The organism is Symmachiella dynata (genome assembly GCF_007747995.1).
In the GTDB taxonomy this organism is placed as follows: Bacteria; Planctomycetota; Planctomycetia; order Planctomycetales; family Planctomycetaceae; genus Symmachiella; species Symmachiella dynata.
In genome coordinates this window covers 3,063,702-3,078,056 of the sequence record NZ_CP036276.1, presented here as the reverse complement: position 1 = coordinate 3,078,056, position 14,355 = coordinate 3,063,702, and the positions used below count along the sequence as shown (strand labels likewise).

The 14,355-nt window shown below is 56.0% G+C and carries 11 protein-coding genes; 2 read left to right on the top strand and 9 right to left on the bottom strand.

Annotation, left to right across the window (positions count from 1 at the left end; genetic code table 11):
* Nucleotides 1-377 precede the first annotated feature (377 nt).
* Entirely contained in the window at nucleotides 378-1,310 is a 933-nt protein-coding gene (locus Mal52_RS11915; RefSeq protein ID WP_145376323.1) for a GGDEF domain-containing protein, read from the bottom strand.
* A gap of 189 nt (nucleotides 1,311-1,499) precedes the next feature.
* The gene (locus Mal52_RS11910; RefSeq protein ID WP_145376322.1) at nucleotides 1,500-2,909 is read right to left on the bottom strand and encodes a hypothetical protein; all 1,410 of its coding nucleotides are present in this window, start codon (nucleotides 2,907-2,909) and stop codon (nucleotides 1,500-1,502) included.
* A 390-nt stretch (nucleotides 2,910-3,299) separates the two neighbouring features.
* Between Mal52_RS11910 and Mal52_RS11905 the strand changes: the two genes are divergently transcribed.
* Nucleotides 3,300-4,628 carry a DUF1501 domain-containing protein gene (locus Mal52_RS11905; RefSeq protein WP_197534847.1) on the top strand — a complete coding sequence of 443 codons (1,329 nt, stop codon included), beginning with the start codon at nucleotides 3,300-3,302 and terminating at the stop codon, nucleotides 4,626-4,628.
* A 20-nt stretch (nucleotides 4,629-4,648) separates the two neighbouring features.
* Here Mal52_RS11905 and Mal52_RS11900 read toward each other — a convergent pair whose 3' ends face one another.
* From Mal52_RS11900 to Mal52_RS11885, 4 genes are all read right to left on the bottom strand, one after another.
* Entirely contained in the window at nucleotides 4,649-6,697 is a 2,049-nt protein-coding gene (locus Mal52_RS11900; protein WP_145376318.1) for an SLC5 family protein, read from the bottom strand.
* A 78-nt stretch (nucleotides 6,698-6,775) separates the two neighbouring features.
* Nucleotides 6,776-7,723: a ferredoxin--NADP reductase gene (locus Mal52_RS11895; RefSeq protein ID WP_145376316.1), complete on the bottom strand. Its 948-nt coding sequence runs from the start codon at nucleotides 7,721-7,723 to the stop codon at nucleotides 6,776-6,778.
* 209 nt (nucleotides 7,724-7,932) lie between these two features.
* Complete coding sequence (locus Mal52_RS11890; protein ID WP_197534846.1) at nucleotides 7,933-8,586, bottom strand: TlpA family protein disulfide reductase; 654 nt, start codon at nucleotides 8,584-8,586, stop codon at nucleotides 7,933-7,935.
* A 149-nt stretch (nucleotides 8,587-8,735) separates the two neighbouring features.
* Nucleotides 8,736-9,638 (bottom strand): alpha/beta hydrolase, encoded by a 903-nt coding sequence (locus Mal52_RS11885; protein ID WP_145376312.1) that lies wholly within the window; start codon nucleotides 9,636-9,638, stop codon nucleotides 8,736-8,738.
* Nucleotides 9,639-9,908: 270 nt separating this feature from the next.
* On the opposite strand from Mal52_RS11885, the gene Mal52_RS11880 reads away from it, so the two are divergent.
* Nucleotides 9,909-10,610, top strand: coding sequence for a YggS family pyridoxal phosphate-dependent enzyme (locus Mal52_RS11880; protein WP_145376310.1), 702 nt, complete (start codon nucleotides 9,909-9,911; stop codon nucleotides 10,608-10,610).
* A 19-nt stretch (nucleotides 10,611-10,629) separates the two neighbouring features.
* Here the strand turns inward: Mal52_RS11880 and Mal52_RS11875 are convergent, their stop codons facing one another.
* The 3 genes from Mal52_RS11875 to Mal52_RS11865 form a co-directional block, all read right to left on the bottom strand.
* Complete coding sequence (locus tag Mal52_RS11875; protein WP_145376309.1) at nucleotides 10,630-11,424, bottom strand: enoyl-CoA hydratase-related protein; 795 nt, start codon at nucleotides 11,422-11,424, stop codon at nucleotides 10,630-10,632.
* Nucleotides 11,425-11,593: 169 nt separating this feature from the next.
* Nucleotides 11,594-12,109 (bottom strand): hypothetical protein, encoded by a 516-nt coding sequence (locus Mal52_RS11870; RefSeq protein WP_145376307.1) that lies wholly within the window; start codon nucleotides 12,107-12,109, stop codon nucleotides 11,594-11,596.
* Between the two features lie 33 nt (nucleotides 12,110-12,142).
* A complete protein-coding gene (locus tag Mal52_RS11865) occupies nucleotides 12,143-14,347 on the bottom strand; it encodes a WD40 repeat domain-containing protein (RefSeq protein ID WP_145376305.1) in 2,205 nt (734 codons plus the stop codon).
* Between the last annotated feature and the right edge of the window lie 8 nt (nucleotides 14,348-14,355).

Sequence of the window (14,355 nt, the reverse complement as noted above, 5' to 3'; positions counted from 1 at the left end):
TCTGATTTCGGCGACTGGTCCCACGGTCCACCCCGGAATTTGGCCCAATCGGGGTTTCTCGGGCCGGTCAAACCGTCCCGCGCGAGTGATCCTTAGGCTTTTGGCTTAGGGAACTTATCGATCCTATGCGATATCCTAAAACGAGGCAAGATGCAGTTGACCATCCGCCCGTTGCGGAAAAAGCCTAATATAGTCGGCTCAAATAGCTTACGGTCAACGTCGTGCCGCTGTTGGGTCGGATTTCATGAATTCGACTCAACGGTCGACAATCACCACGCGACAAATGGCAGCGGTGGCGGAAGGAAAATCTGGCCCAGGAATGACTTTTTCACCAGAGAAGAGCGTTTCTCTGGTGTATTCGATCGGAGCGGGAAGGCTCAGCCGGCGAGGCAATGTTTGATCGATTGACCATCATGCGCATGCAGTTGATTGCGTCCGCGCTGCTGTGACTTAGACAATGCATCCGCACCGCGATTGACGGCGAGATCGGGATTATCCAGCGGGCGGCAAGCGGTGTAGCCAAAACTGGCTGTTACAAAGATCTCCGGACCATGCTCCTCAACGCGAAAATGATACGCGCGAATGGAATCTCGGGCGGCTCCGGCGACTGACCGTCCGGTTTCAGGATCGGTGTCAGGCATCAAGATGGCCAGCATGTCAGCGGAATAGCGGCAGACCAAATCCTCATCGCGGACGGATCGGCAGACGACGGCCATCATTTTTTTGACAAGCTTGTCGCTGTCTCCCACACCGAGGCGGCTCCGGAGATTTTCGAACTTGTCGATCTTAATCAATAGCAGACCGCTTGTCCGTTCACTCTCTTGCCCGGCGTTCATCAACAGTGCGAGGTTCTCGTCGAATGCCTGCCGTCCCGGTAATCCGGTTGCCGGGTCAGTCGGTTCAATCGTCCACTCGACGTTAAACGGCGTCGGCTCAGGGGAAGGGGCCACAACCGGTGAGGGGGTCGCATCGTAGCTGGGATCGTGACGTCGCACCAAACCGGAAATCGCCTCTAATAAGCCGTTGCGTTTCTGGACCAATTGCTCGGTTTGATTGGGCTTTAGAAACGTCCCGGGACATTTTTCCAACAGGCGACAAACCTCTTGCGCGGTATCGATGGTGGAGATCACGGTTTGAAAGAGTTGAGCCACACCGGCCCGCGCTTTTGAGAATGAGCGTTTGTCGCTCCAACGCGCATAGAAGATTCCGGCTGCGAATCCCGTTCCTGCGGCAATTGCAACAGCCAACAACACCATGATCCAAAACGAGGAACTGATGTTTCCCAGTTCGCTTGAAATTGAAGCATTCATTGCATTTGACCGTTATGAAAATCGCTGTGGTGAAGGCGCACCCACGACCGCATCTCAGTAGGTGTAGCAAGGTGGCCCGTTACACCAAAAACGTAGCCCGCAGGCGGCTTGCGGGGACGGTCAGTGTTGTCTTTTCACAACAGATCGGGTCACAAAATCACCGATTGTGACGGTTTTAACGTCCAGCGGTCATTTGGTCCGATCAGCTTGTGTCGGTTCAGCCGCTTGTTGAGCCGAATTGGCAACGGGCAGGAATTCGACGCTGGTGGCGAGTTGGAGATCGCGGCCTTCGAATTTTTCTTGAACGTCTTTGCCCACCGTGAAAATCAACGCGATTTGACGTCCATCCGGCGCTGCAATCAGGTAGTGGATCCAGGTCACTTCATGGTCGCCGATTTTTCCGAAGGTCTCGACGCGATAGATGTAACGTCCCTCTTCACCATCGACCGCTTTGCCTTTGACCTGCTCGACCGACGTGACGCCGTGGAACTGGTCTCCCAAGGTCGTTTGAATGTCTTTGAGAAATCGATCTTCGGAAAGGTGTTTGCCCGGCTTTGCTGATTTGAGCGGGGCGATCTTGCATTGGGCGAGGAAACTGCCGTGATCGACCAGTCGAAAAGCAGCGGCGTCCCGTTCGTGTTTGTAGAGGTGCCACAAACGATCGTGGAAAAAGCGGACGTTCCAGGCATTGGAATCGAAGGCGATCAGCAAATTCGCCGGATTCGGTTCCAAGGGAACGCCGGCCAGCGATTCGTCCGACAACGATTTTTCACCCGATTTGAGGGTGCGGTTCATGGTGACTTGAGCTTCGACATCCAAACCTTGCGAGACCACGCCGATGGTCCGTTTTTCGGATTGTTTGAGTTCCATTTTTGTCACATAGTGATTCTTCACATCAAACCAGAAATCACCGTCGACCGTGACAGTCGTAAAGGCGCCATAGATGGCGCCGGTCAACTCGCCGGCGAAATGGACCTGCAACAAATCGTTCTCCAACGATTTGGCCGTACACTCGATCCCCCCCTTTTCGACAGCTTCCAGCGACGTAAAGAATTGAGCCGTCCAATCCTCGAGCTTCCATGATTCCCCGATTTCCACATCGCGGCTAGGCAACAGGGCCAGAACGGCCAGGCTGTCTCCGGGAGCACCCAGTAATTGCAATTCGGTGAAGTACAGGGGACGCTCCGGGCTGTGGTACCGCACTCCGTTGGGTTGTCCTTCGGCGACGATCAATTTGTTTTTTTGTCGCAGCCTGGGCAAGGTGGTTTGACCGTCGACTTGGATGTTGGCATGCGCGGATCGATAATACCGCACGCAGCGCAGTGCCCGGGAATCCCGTCCGGCAGGGGGTAAGCGCCGCTCATCGTAATCGAGTTCCGCATTGGCGTTCAGCTTCATGTTGATCGCCGTTTTTTTATCACCGGCGGAAGCTTGCATCTTGCCGGTGACTTTCATTTCGACCGTCACAGCGAATTCGCGGGGATTCGTATAGTCTTCGACAAGCGAATACGCATCGGCAGCGTTCGACGGCGTGGTAAACACTCCGCAAATCACGACTAACAACAAGCAGCGCACGGTCATCCGGAACATCGGCTTCACTTTCTGTTTTCGCTCAAAAACCCAGCCCAATCGGCCTATTGCGTTTTTGCTTTTACATGATCTGACAGGTGGTGAGAAGCCCAGGGTGGGACTGGAAACTCGGGGTGGGCAGGCATCGAGGCTCGCCTGGCATGTTGGCAATAACTATTAAACCGCTCCTGGTCGGCGAAGTCGCTCAATCGGACTGGCAAAGCGGGTGGTTTTAAGTAAGATAGATCGACATCTGCTGATATGACAGTCCGGCGGTTGTTGTTTATGCCGAAGACTATTTTTCGCAGATGTTCAATAAGGTATCGACCACCTGTTTCCTAATACCGGCTTACAAATAACCTCACTGGCCCTTTTGAGATGACGCACTCCCCACAGCCACCTACTTCTTGTATCGGCACAATGCGTCGCAGGACATTTTTGCGCTCCGGATTGGTGGGATGGTCCGCTTTAGGGTTGGCGGATTTGTTACGCGCCGAAAGTTTGGCCGCTTCAGCTGGGCAATCCGCAACGGGCGGCAAGTCGATCATTTTGCTGTGGCTGTGGGGCGGTCCGAGTCACATGGAGACGTTCGACCTCAAACCGCAAGCGCCAGCGGAATTTCGGGGAGAGTTCGATCCGATTGCGACGAACGTTCCTGGTTTAGAAATCAGCGAGCACCTGCCGAAATTGGCCGGGCTGGGCGACAAGTTCGCTCTCGTCCGCTCGATCAGTCACGACAGCCCGGGGCATGTGAATAGCACGCATACGATGTTATCGGGCTATCCAGGCAACGCCTTGGAACAGCCTCCATATGCCCCGGATCATCCTGACTTGTTTGCCGTCACGGGCAAACTCCTGGGGAGCCGCGTCGATGGGATGCCGCCGTTGGTTGCCATGCCTTTTACGCGCTATCAAGGCGGCGCGTATCTTGGAACGGCGCACAATCCGTTTGTTGTCAAAGCGGATCCCAACTCCGACAAATTCAGCGTACCGAATACCTCGTTGGCCGGGATGACCAAACCGCAATTCGCGCAGCGACTCGACTTGCTCAAAGAATTCGACCAATACCGCCGCGACGTCGATGCGTCGGGGATGATGGATTCGGTGGATGAATTCAACCACAAAGCGGTCGCCATGCTGACCGGCGATGCTGCTCGGGAGGCCTTTGATATCGGCCGCGAAGATCCGCGCACGCGTGACCGTTACGGACGGCATGCGGTGGGGCAGCGTTGTCTGCTGGCGAGACGATTAGTCGAAGCGGGAGCGCGGATTGTTTCCATTGACTTTGCAACGGTTCCCGGACAAAAGGCGTTCAGTTGGGATGACCATGCGTCGGTGTGGAATATTTTTGAGCAAATGAAAATCCGCCTGCCGGTGCTCGACCAAGTCGTCTCAGCACTGGTGGAGGATATCCACTCCCGCGGTCTGCAAGATGATGTGTTGTTGGTCGTGATGGGAGAAATGTCGCATACGCCACGGTTGAGCAATTTTAAAGGCCAGCCGGGTCGCGAACATTGGGGCCGCACGATGTCAGTGTTTCTCTCCGGCGGCGGCATGCCGATGGGCCAAGCGGTGGGGGCGACGAATTCCAAGGGGGACGAAGTCCTCAGCCGGTTGGTGAGGCCCAACGATCTGTTGGCCACATGGTACAAACACCTCGGCGTACCGTTGACGACGCATTTCCCTGACCACGGCGGCCGCCCCACGCCTATTCTGCCGAATGGTGCGCCGATTGCTGAGTTGATCTGAGCGGACCGTCGGTGATGGGATCACTTGAAGTAATACATCATAAACACCGCCCAGCCGCAGAGCAGTCCGGCCCAGAGGCGGTCTTCGGTGATCCACAGGACTATGGCTGACCTTCCGGCATCTTTGTTACCGGAGGCGAGTCGTTTGGCAATCGAAGTTCCCGCCGCTCGCGCGAATAATACAAGGGTCCAAAGGAACGCCATACTGGCTGAGAGCAATGGGGTGAGGATGTCGTGGTACAACAGCGTACCTAAAAGGGCGAAGACCAGGATGGAGGCGAGGATGGCCAGGAAAATGTGGCGTAAATCTTCGGGCGCATGGCCCCCCAGATCGGTCCAAGTGTAGCGTTCCTTTTCGGGATCACGGTGCGTTACAAAACTGACCAGGACATAGACGATGGCGCTGAGTCCCAAAACAAACACGACGCGGTGAAAGAAGTTCAATTGCGGTCCAAAATATCGCACGGTGGTCGACATCTGTGATTCTTGGGTAGCAAGGAATTCCGTGCGCTGCTCGTGGGTCATGCCTTTTAGTTCCTCGGGGAACACTTTTTCTTCGGTCATATTCTCGAGTTGGTCGGGGTTGAGCACCAATTCGTATGCCTCGCGGCTCAGTCCGCCGCCGACGTAGTGGTTGTAACCCGCTTCGACACCCCAGGAGAACACCACGCCGGCGACAATCGTCGCGAAACCGGCCGTGGCGGTGCCGCGCCGCCAAAACATGCCCATGGCAAACGCGATCAACAGCCCGGGAGTAAAGTAATTTTGATAGTTGGCGATTTGTAAAAAGAAATTGTCCGTTGAGTTGGGGTCGAGGATAAATATTGCAACGAGCGCCGCAATGATGACAAAGACCACAATCGCCACGCGGCCGATCCAGATCATCTGCCGGTCGGTCGCCTGGGGATTGATGTAACGCTGATAGAGGTCGACCGCCACGATGGTGGCGGCAGAGTTCATCATCGAATCGACCGAGGACAAGATCGCGCCGATCACGCCGGCAGAGATCAGTCCGACGATGCCGTAACCGGCTGGGATGATCAACAGCACCAATCGGGTGAAAACCGCATCGGAGTCGATCTTCTCTTCGGGCAATTCGCGACGGAAAAGATAAAACGCGGCCACGCCTCCGCAGATGCTGAAAAACGGGATCAATAGCTTCAAAAACCCAGCGGTGACGATTCCTAATCGCGCCTCGGCATCGGACTGCGCGCCCAGGGCGCGTTGTACGATGAACTGATTCGTCCCCCAGTAGAAAAAGTGCATCGCCATCAGGCCGGTGAGCACACCGGTCCAGGGGAGTTGTGCGTGGTTCGAAGGGAGGTACAGGTGCATTTTTTGCGCACCATCTTGAGCGGCATCGAGCGACATCATTGCGCCCCAGCCTCCCAAACGGTGGAAGGTCAACCAAGCGACGACCAGCCCCGCAGCCAACAGCAGCACCGATTGCAGCACGTCGGTCATGATGACCGCTTTGAGTCCGCCTTGAATCGTATACGCGGCTGCGACGACTGACAGCGCGATGACGAATCCGTAATAGTAGTTTGTATTGACCTGAATACTCGTCAGCCCCTCGTCGGCGCCTTCCGCTTCGACTTCATGCACCGCGTCGCCCCCCAGAACGAGGCAGATCGAACGGGCACCAATGTAGAGGCCCGGTCCCATTTGGACGACGACCATGATCAGCACCATGATCACGGCGTAGCTGATACGGCTCCGCGCGTCGTAGCGCTTTTCCAAATATTCGGAGAGCGTGTAGAGGTTTAACTTGCGATAGACTGGCAAAAACCCGTAACAGAGCAGCATCAAACCGGCGATGGCGCCTAGCTCGAAGTGGCTTTGAGCGAAGCCGATCGTAAAGCCGACCCCCATCATGCCGACCATGTGGTTGGCGCTCACGTTGCTGCCGAAGATCGACCCGGCGACACCCCACCAGCGGACGCTACGACCGGCGAGATAGTAATCGCCTGAGGTCTCTTCCTTGCGTCCGGCATAGAGGCCGACCCCCATCACCACGATCAAGGCCACAAAGAAAATCACCAGATCGAGTGGGGTAAAGACTTCACCCATGAGGGGAGGGGACCTTTCGTCGGGGAAGGGGGTTGCGTGGGAAATCCTAAACTAGAAAATCGAAATCCGTATAACCCATTACCAGTATTTCTCAAAATGTATATTGCCCGGCGCGCCGGTTTCGTCGGCTTGGAAGCCGCGCTGTTCAAGAATTTCGATCACACCGGTCGGCTGCGGATAAACGCGTTGACCGTCGTTGATTTCAGGGATGCCGATCATCGCCGGATTGCCGCACAAAAAGACGTGCGTTTTGGCAGGGTTCAGCGGATGGCCGAGTGCGTCTTCCAGTTCGCCGGACGTGATGAACTTTTGCAGGTATTGCTTGCCGACATAATTGGGGTGAGCTTCGTCGAGGTTTTCCGGCTCCCGGGTGGTCATTGGACAATAGGCATACGTGGGATGATCGGCGACGACCTGTTTGTGGGTGTCGATGTAGGCCAAATCGCTACGGTACCGCACGCAGACAGCGCTAACGATCCTACCGCGATGCCCGCGCTGTAGCAGTTCAGCGAGCATGGCGTTGTGCGGCGCTTCGCCGGTTCCGGTGGCCAGCAGGATTACATCATCGTCATCGGCGACCTGCTCCAGCGTGTAATGTCCGGTAATTTTGCCGCCGAGAAATAACCGATCGCCGCTGTTGAGCGCGAACAGTCGCGGTGTCAGCGCCGGTGGCTTGCGATCGGCGACACGGACCAGGGCGATATAAAATTCGAGATAATCCATATCGTGAGCGGCTACCAATTTGCCATCCACAAGGACCGGGCAGGATATGGAGTAGGCGCGCTTGACGACCTTTTTCAGGTCTTTTTCACTGAGTTGCTCCGCTTGCGAACCGGAAGTGCGCGGTTCCCAGTTGCCCAGACCGATGACCGTATATTGTCCGCCGCGAAATTGCGGGAAGGGCTCGTCGGGGCGGATGCGGATGACCATCAATTCGTCATGGATGAGCCGCAGGTCCACCACGGTGGCGTTGTAATGTCGGTCCCGCAATTCTTGAATGCGGGATGGAGAAAGAGAGTCGGCCATTCGATTGTTGGATTCTTAGAAAAGATAGGCAGCAAATCGTGTTTGCGTCGCCGAATGCGAGGGCAATGGCTTGGTATTGGCGGACCGCTGAAAAGAAAACGCCCGGCATTGATCTCGCCAAAACAACCACAAAAACACGCGTCGGTGGCCGATTTTCAGCGAACAAGGATTATCACCATCCCTGTGGATGTTGTCTACCGATAGGAGTGTTACTCGGCTGGGGATTCATTGGAATCAGCGCTGTCAGCGGCGTTTTTAGGGCCATCGGCGGTGGCTGCAGCTTCTTCTTCGGTTGGAGCAGCGTTGGGGGGCGGAGTCGCCAAAGCGCGGTCGATCGCTTCTTTCATGCTTTCGATGTGCTCCATCCCCAAGTTCCAAGTGACCTTGCCATCACGGCCGATCACCCACGCAGCAGGCAAGTAGCTGTTGCCGTATTGCAGCATGGTTTCGTAGGCGCCGTAACCGTTGGGCCACGGATACCCCGCCTGTTTTACAAACTCCCGCGAGTCGCTTAAGTTTGCTTCACCTTCTGCGGTCAGCCCGATAAAAACGACGTCTTCTTGCCCCTCATAGGTTTTGTAGAGTGCGATCAATTCCGGTGCGTCCTGCATGCAGTAGCCGCACCAATACGCCCAAGCATCCACAACAACCACTTTACCTTCGAGTGATTCCGCAGTCGGGGCTTCACCGTTGATCCAACCGACGGCCTTGATGGCCGGGGCCGGGGCTCCCGGAGCGAGGCCAAACCCGGGTTGGGGCGAGTCTGAGGAGGGGAACAGATTCGCGGCGCGTATCATCCACAACAACATGACCAGCACGCCACCCACCATTAAGACCAACACAAGTCGGTCAGACTTTTGCATTTCCCAGACTCCCTTCGCACTACCATTGAACGTGACCTTTGCGCAGTCCCGACTGTCGTCTGCATGCATCATAGTCACGCAGACTTGAAATCACTGTGACCTGCTTCACGCAACTGTCGCAATCTACCGCCATCATTACCAAGGCCGCTTTACTTTTTGTTCAAAAGGCCGCGTTCCTTCAACCATGTCGCACACAAGGGAGGCCAAGCTGAAACGGCCTCGTCCGGTTTGCCCAACCCCAAGCCGTGACGTCCTTTTTCGAAGATGTGTATCTCCACCGGCACCCCTTTTTCTTTGCATGCCAAATAAAACGCAATGCTATTTTCAGAGGGCACGCCTTTGTCGCCGGTTGTGTGCCACAAAAAGCAGGGGGGAGTATTTTCCGTGACTTGCTTCTCACTGGAGACCGAATTCATCAACTCTGCTGAGGGTTTGTCGCCTAAAAGATTTCTCCGCGAACCCTTGTGTGTCATTGCTTCATCGGTCATGGAAATCACCGGATAGCAAAGGATGGCAAAATCGGGCCGGCTGCTCTCGCGTTGAATTGGGTCAGCCGATTTGCCTTCGCCGTTGTCAAAATGCGTGGCGGCTGTGGAGGTCAGATGGCCACCGGCGGAAAAGCCGAGAATCCCAATCCGCTCGGGGTCGATGCCTAGGGACTTGGCCCGCGCACGGATGGTGCGAATTGCGCGTTGGGCGTCCTGCAGCGGGGCAGGGTGGTGATAGCGTGGCCCGAGTCGATAACGTAAGACGACGCCGGTCACACCCAGCGTATTGAGCCAACGTGCAACGTCGTCCCCTTCGTAGCCAGCCGCCAATCCCCCATATCCTCCACCGGGACAAACCACCACGGCAGCGCCGTTGGCGATGTCCGCTGGGGCAGGAAAGATAGTGATCGTCGGTTTGTCGAGCGGTTCGTCGCCCACCGCACCGGGAGCACCATCAGGCCACAACAATTCGGGTTTCGGTTCTGCCGCGGTCACGGACTGCGAGAAAATCACCAGAGATGCAGCGAAGAGGCTGCATCGTGTCAACCAAGTTGTGGAACTCATCGAATCCTCGTTGAAATCAAACAGAGTAAAGTGGTGCATCATGAAGTACATTGCATAAACGGTAGCCGGGTTTAGACCATTAACAAAATCGTCGGTCTTTGGCAAATGCTTGACCGACGTGACAGCCGATTCGATTGATTCAGAGGCGCGGGCGACGTATGGTCTGGGATGGGAGGTGCAGCATAGGAGGCTGTGTTTCTCGGTAGGCACCAAAGCAGATGACTTGCGCCCGCGACTTATGCTAGTGACAGCAACGAGTGAACGACATTGATGACAACGACATCTGAGACGATTCATCGGAATTACGAATCGGTACAGCAACAAATTGCCGATGCCTGCGCACGCGTGGGACGCGAATCGTCATCGGTGACGTTGATTGCGGTGGTCAAATATGCCCAATGGGAATGGGTGCAGGCGTTGGTTGCGATGGGGGTGACCGAGTTGGGGGAATCACGGCCTCAACAATTGATCCAGCGGAGTCCGTTGCTGGGCGACGAGGTTTGTTGGCATTTCATCGGGCATTTGCAACGTAATAAAATTCGTAAAACATTGCCGGTCGCCGGATTGATCCATTCGATTGATTCGCTGAAGCTATTGCGGGCGGTCGATCGTGTGGCGGAAGAATTGAATCTGACGTCCCGGGTGCTGTTGCAGGTGAATGTCAGCGGCGAGGCGACCAAGGGGGGGTTTGCTCCTGAGGAGTTGCGCGCGTCTTGGGATGCCGTTGCGGAGTGTCGGCATGTCGAGGTGAGCGGACTGATGACGATGGCGCCCGAATCGCGTGATCCTGGTGAAGCCCGCGCGACGTTTGCCGGTTTGCGGAATCTGCGTGACGAACTGATTGCTGCGCACGAGGGACTTGCGTTGCCGGAACTTTCGATGGGGATGTCGGGCGATTTGGAAATCGCCATCGAGGAAGGGGCGACGATGGTGCGTATTGGCAGCCGCTTGTTTGAGGGGTTGGAGAAATAGTCGCGCCGTACGCGGTAGGTTAATCTTCCGGCTGCCAATGGGGCGATCGTTTTTCTAGGAAAGCAGCGAGTCCCTCGCGCGCATCGGTTGTTTTTCGTGCTGCTGCGGAGGCATCGACGGCCGCTTCGAGTTGTTGAACGACGTTGGCGCCGGCGGTGACCATCAACTGGCGTTTGGTTTCGGCCAGGGCTTGCGGTGAATTGGTCAGCAGTGCGGCGATCAGTTCTTCCAGGCGTCCGCTCAGCTCTTCGGCTGAGACGACATCGTGGCAGAGGCCGCATTCTCGGGCGCGGGTGGCAGCGATGCGTTCCCCGGAAAGGAGTAACGACGAGGCGCCACCGGCGGTAGCGCGATAGGCCAAGAGCGGGGTGACGATCGAGGCGACAATGCCGCGCCGCGGTTCGGGGAGCGAGAAAAAGGCGGTGTCGGCGGCCAGCACCAGATCGCAGGCGAGAACTAATCCAACGCCGCCGGCAAGGACTGGACCTTGCAGCATGGCGATCACCGGCTTGGGGGCGGTGAACAGGGCAGTGAGCAGGTCGCAAAAAAGTTGTGCGTCTTGCTGCCAAAAATCTTCCGCGTCGGGACTTTGAGCGACCTCCTGCATTTCGGCCAAATCCATCCCGGCGCAAAACACCGGGCCGGTTGAGTTCAAGACGATCACCCGCACATCAGAATTCGCCGCTAATTTGCGGACATCGACCAACAACTCCGCCAGTAATGTCCGTGTGAGGGCATTCCGCTTCTCGGGGCGGTTCATGGTGAGCCAGGCGACGCCATGCTGGGCGATGGTGCAGAGATGGGAATCGGACATGTCGGGGTGTTTCCAACGGTTCGGAATTCAACGGCAGGGAGATATCTAGTTACAACAAGTTAGACGCAGTTCTATCGGAATTTTTTCGGTTGAGAAACATTGCGGTGAAATACGCTGAAAATCCAAACCTATGGCTTCAAAGCACCGTGTGCTGATCTCTCATCGTAGCTCACCTGCCGTGGCGGACTGATGGCGGGTCATCGGGGAAGCCTCCGGACTCATGATGAAAGTATACGCGCAGCCGGTCCAGATCAATGGCCCAGAAATCCATATGCTCATCACTCCGATCCGTTTCATAGGAGACGCCATTTTTTATTTGCGAGACATCCCAGTGTGGATGTTGTAGGTTCTTGAAGTAGAAACTTGGACCATGCTGATTCACCGCGAATTTGGTTTGAATGCGATTGGCGAATTCGGTTGCCTCTGGTGCACGGAATTCACGGACAGCCGCCCAGCAATCCTCGAGCGTTTCGCATTGAAACGACACGTAATAAATCATGCCACCGAAACTACCACCATCGTAGACCCAGAGGTCAGTCATTGATTCGGGGAGATGTTCCGGATCGCAAAGTGACAAGTGCGATTTCGCTTCTTCGCCGGTGTAACTGCTGTCCTCCGGATTAGAATCCTCAATACCGCATCCAGCGAGAGCAATCATCAGAATTGCAGGTGTGAGGCGTCGCATTGATTTACATTTCCCTGACTAACAGGCAAGGTTTTACTCATCGTTTCCGGTCGTTTTCAAATCTGCTCCCGGGGCCTGACTGAAGAATTCCGAGGGCTTAAGAATTTTCATTGCGCCGGAGGGTTGTTCGACGAGGTAGACGAATCGGGCGTCGAGAATCTGGGGGTCCCCTGACAGGACTTGCCCGGCGCGATTGAAGCTGACGGCGGCTTGGCGGCGTTCGTTGATGTCGTTTTCAATCACTTCCGTATCCGCCACAAAGATGGCCAGTGCTTGAATCTCTCCGGTTTTGGTATCCAAGAGACGCATCACGCCGTCCCAACCGCATGTCGCCAATTGGGAGGCATCGGGGCTGAACGACACGCCCCAACAGGGGGCCGCATGTCCGGGGAGTTTGCGGATCATTTCGCCGTTCACATTCCAAAGTTGAACGGTCGTGTCCCAACTGCCTGTGGCGAGCATTTTGCTGTCCGGGCTCCAATCCAACCGCATGACGGCAGCTTCGAAGCCACTCATGACCGGTCCAGCCTGTCCGTCGGGATGCCATAGCCGCACGGACGAATCGTGTCCCGAAGCGATCCATTTTCCATCGGGGCTCCAGGCAACCGAGTCGACATCGCCGTCGTCGGCGGTTAGCTCTGCAAGCGTCTGCCGTTGCGTATCGTCAGTGGTCAGTCGCGTGAGCAGGATTTTTCCATCGCCGCCTCCGCTGACAATTTGTGTGCCCTGGGGATTGAAATCAAGCGAAAGCGGCTGGCCATTGTGCATGACGAAGCTTTCCTGATCTTTTCCGTCGCGAAAAACGGCGCAATTCCCTTTGTTGAAACGGTAACAGGCGGCCAATAAATCACCGTCCTGGGACCAGGAGATACATCGTCCAATAAAGCCTTTCACCGCATGCGTTTGAAGCAGGTTGCCGGCTGTGTCCCACTCACGTAAGGATTCATCGAAGCTGACAGTTGCCAGTCGTTTTCCGTCGGGATGAAAACGAACGTAATTCGTCGGCCGATTATGCGCTACAATGATTGTTTCTGACCGCAGGCCGTTGGACCAGATGCGGACCGTGCCATCGCGGCTGGCAACGGCCAACGTCTCGTCTTGCGGGCTCCAGTCGATGCATTCCAGCTTGGTCCCCGGCAAGCGGATTAACTTGGTCGGGCCGAATGGGCCGTTTGGCGAAAAATATCGAACGGAGAATCTTCCGCCAGCGGCAAAGAACGGTTTGTCAGGATGCCAGTCGAGCGCGAAGACATCGTTTCGATCCTTGCGTCCCTGGTCCACGACTTCGAGTTGATTGCCATCGGTATCCCAGACAATCACCTGGCGGTCCTCGCCAGCTGTGACCAGTTTTTTGCTATCAGGATTCCAAGTGATGGCATTGATGGAACGTGAATGTCCGCTTAACACGGGACCGGGTTTACCATCGGGTGTCCACAGCCGGATGGTCGGTTCTTGCGCTTGCCCCAGCAACACGGGAACGCGCCCTGTATCGCAGGTGGCCAACCAAGCACCGTCGCGGCTCCATTCCACTTCGGTAATCGCTCCCAAGTGTCCTTTTAAAACAGGTCCGGCTGTACCATCGACGTTCCACAGTCGGACCAGATGGTTCTCATCACCGGCCGCTAAGGTTTTGCCATCGGGGCTGAAGTCCAACGTATGCACTGGCGCGTTGTGACCATCAATCACGATGCCCGGCGTGCCGTCGGTCTGCCAAAAGCGAATGGTTCCATCCAGCCCCGCGGAAGCGAGTGATTGACTGTCGGAATTCCAGGCAACAGCTCGCACGGCCGCGGTGTGCCCCTTGAGAATCGGTCCCGGCTCGCCGGTTGATTTCCAGATGCGTACTGTGGAATCTTCACCAGCTGTGGCAATCCATTTGCCGTCAGGGCTCCAGTCAATATCTCGTACATTGCCGTTATGCCCGAGCAGAGCCCCGGTTAATTTCATGGAGAAGGTGTTATGAATCCGCACGTACCCGCCGTCGGCGAATGCGATCGATTTTCCGTCGGGGCTGAAGGCGACCATCTCGATATATCCCCGCAGCGGCAACGGCATCATCTGCCAACGTCCCAGCCCAGGGATTTCAGCAGGAGCGGGAATTAAACCGGGAAGTCCCTTGGCTGGATCACCGGGTTGCCAGTCGGCCGCATCTGCAGCGGAAGCGATGCGACTTCCCAACGGGGATAGCAACGTGAGTACGGTGATGGCGAAGAACCACGAGCGACTTAGCGATTTCATGCGATTTT

Excerpts from the sequence above, each read along its gene's own strand:
- Mal52_RS11885 (WP_145376312.1), bottom strand. The coding sequence starts at position 9,638 with ATGAGTTCCACAACTTGGTTGACACGATGCAGCCTCTTCGCTGCATCT.
- Mal52_RS11900 (WP_145376318.1), bottom strand. The coding sequence starts at position 6,697 with ATGGGTGAAGTCTTTACCCCACTCGATCTGGTGATTTTCTTTGTGGCC.
- Mal52_RS11865 (WP_145376305.1), bottom strand. The coding sequence starts at position 14,347 with ATGAAATCGCTAAGTCGCTCGTGGTTCTTCGCCATCACCGTACTCACG.
- Mal52_RS11895 (WP_145376316.1), bottom strand. The coding sequence starts at position 7,723 with ATGGCCGACTCTCTTTCTCCATCCCGCATTCAAGAATTGCGGGACCGA.
- Mal52_RS11915 (WP_145376323.1), bottom strand. The coding sequence starts at position 1,310 with ATGAATGCTTCAATTTCAAGCGAACTGGGAAACATCAGTTCCTCGTTT.
- Mal52_RS11905 (WP_197534847.1), top strand. The coding sequence starts at position 3,300 with ATGCGTCGCAGGACATTTTTGCGCTCCGGATTGGTGGGATGGTCCGCT.
- Mal52_RS11880 (WP_145376310.1), top strand. The coding sequence starts at position 9,909 with ATGACAACGACATCTGAGACGATTCATCGGAATTACGAATCGGTACAG.
- Mal52_RS11870 (WP_145376307.1), bottom strand. The coding sequence starts at position 12,109 with ATGCGACGCCTCACACCTGCAATTCTGATGATTGCTCTCGCTGGATGC.
- Mal52_RS11875 (WP_145376309.1), bottom strand. The coding sequence starts at position 11,424 with ATGTCCGATTCCCATCTCTGCACCATCGCCCAGCATGGCGTCGCCTGG.
- Mal52_RS11890 (WP_197534846.1), bottom strand. The coding sequence starts at position 8,586 with ATGCAAAAGTCTGACCGACTTGTGTTGGTCTTAATGGTGGGTGGCGTG.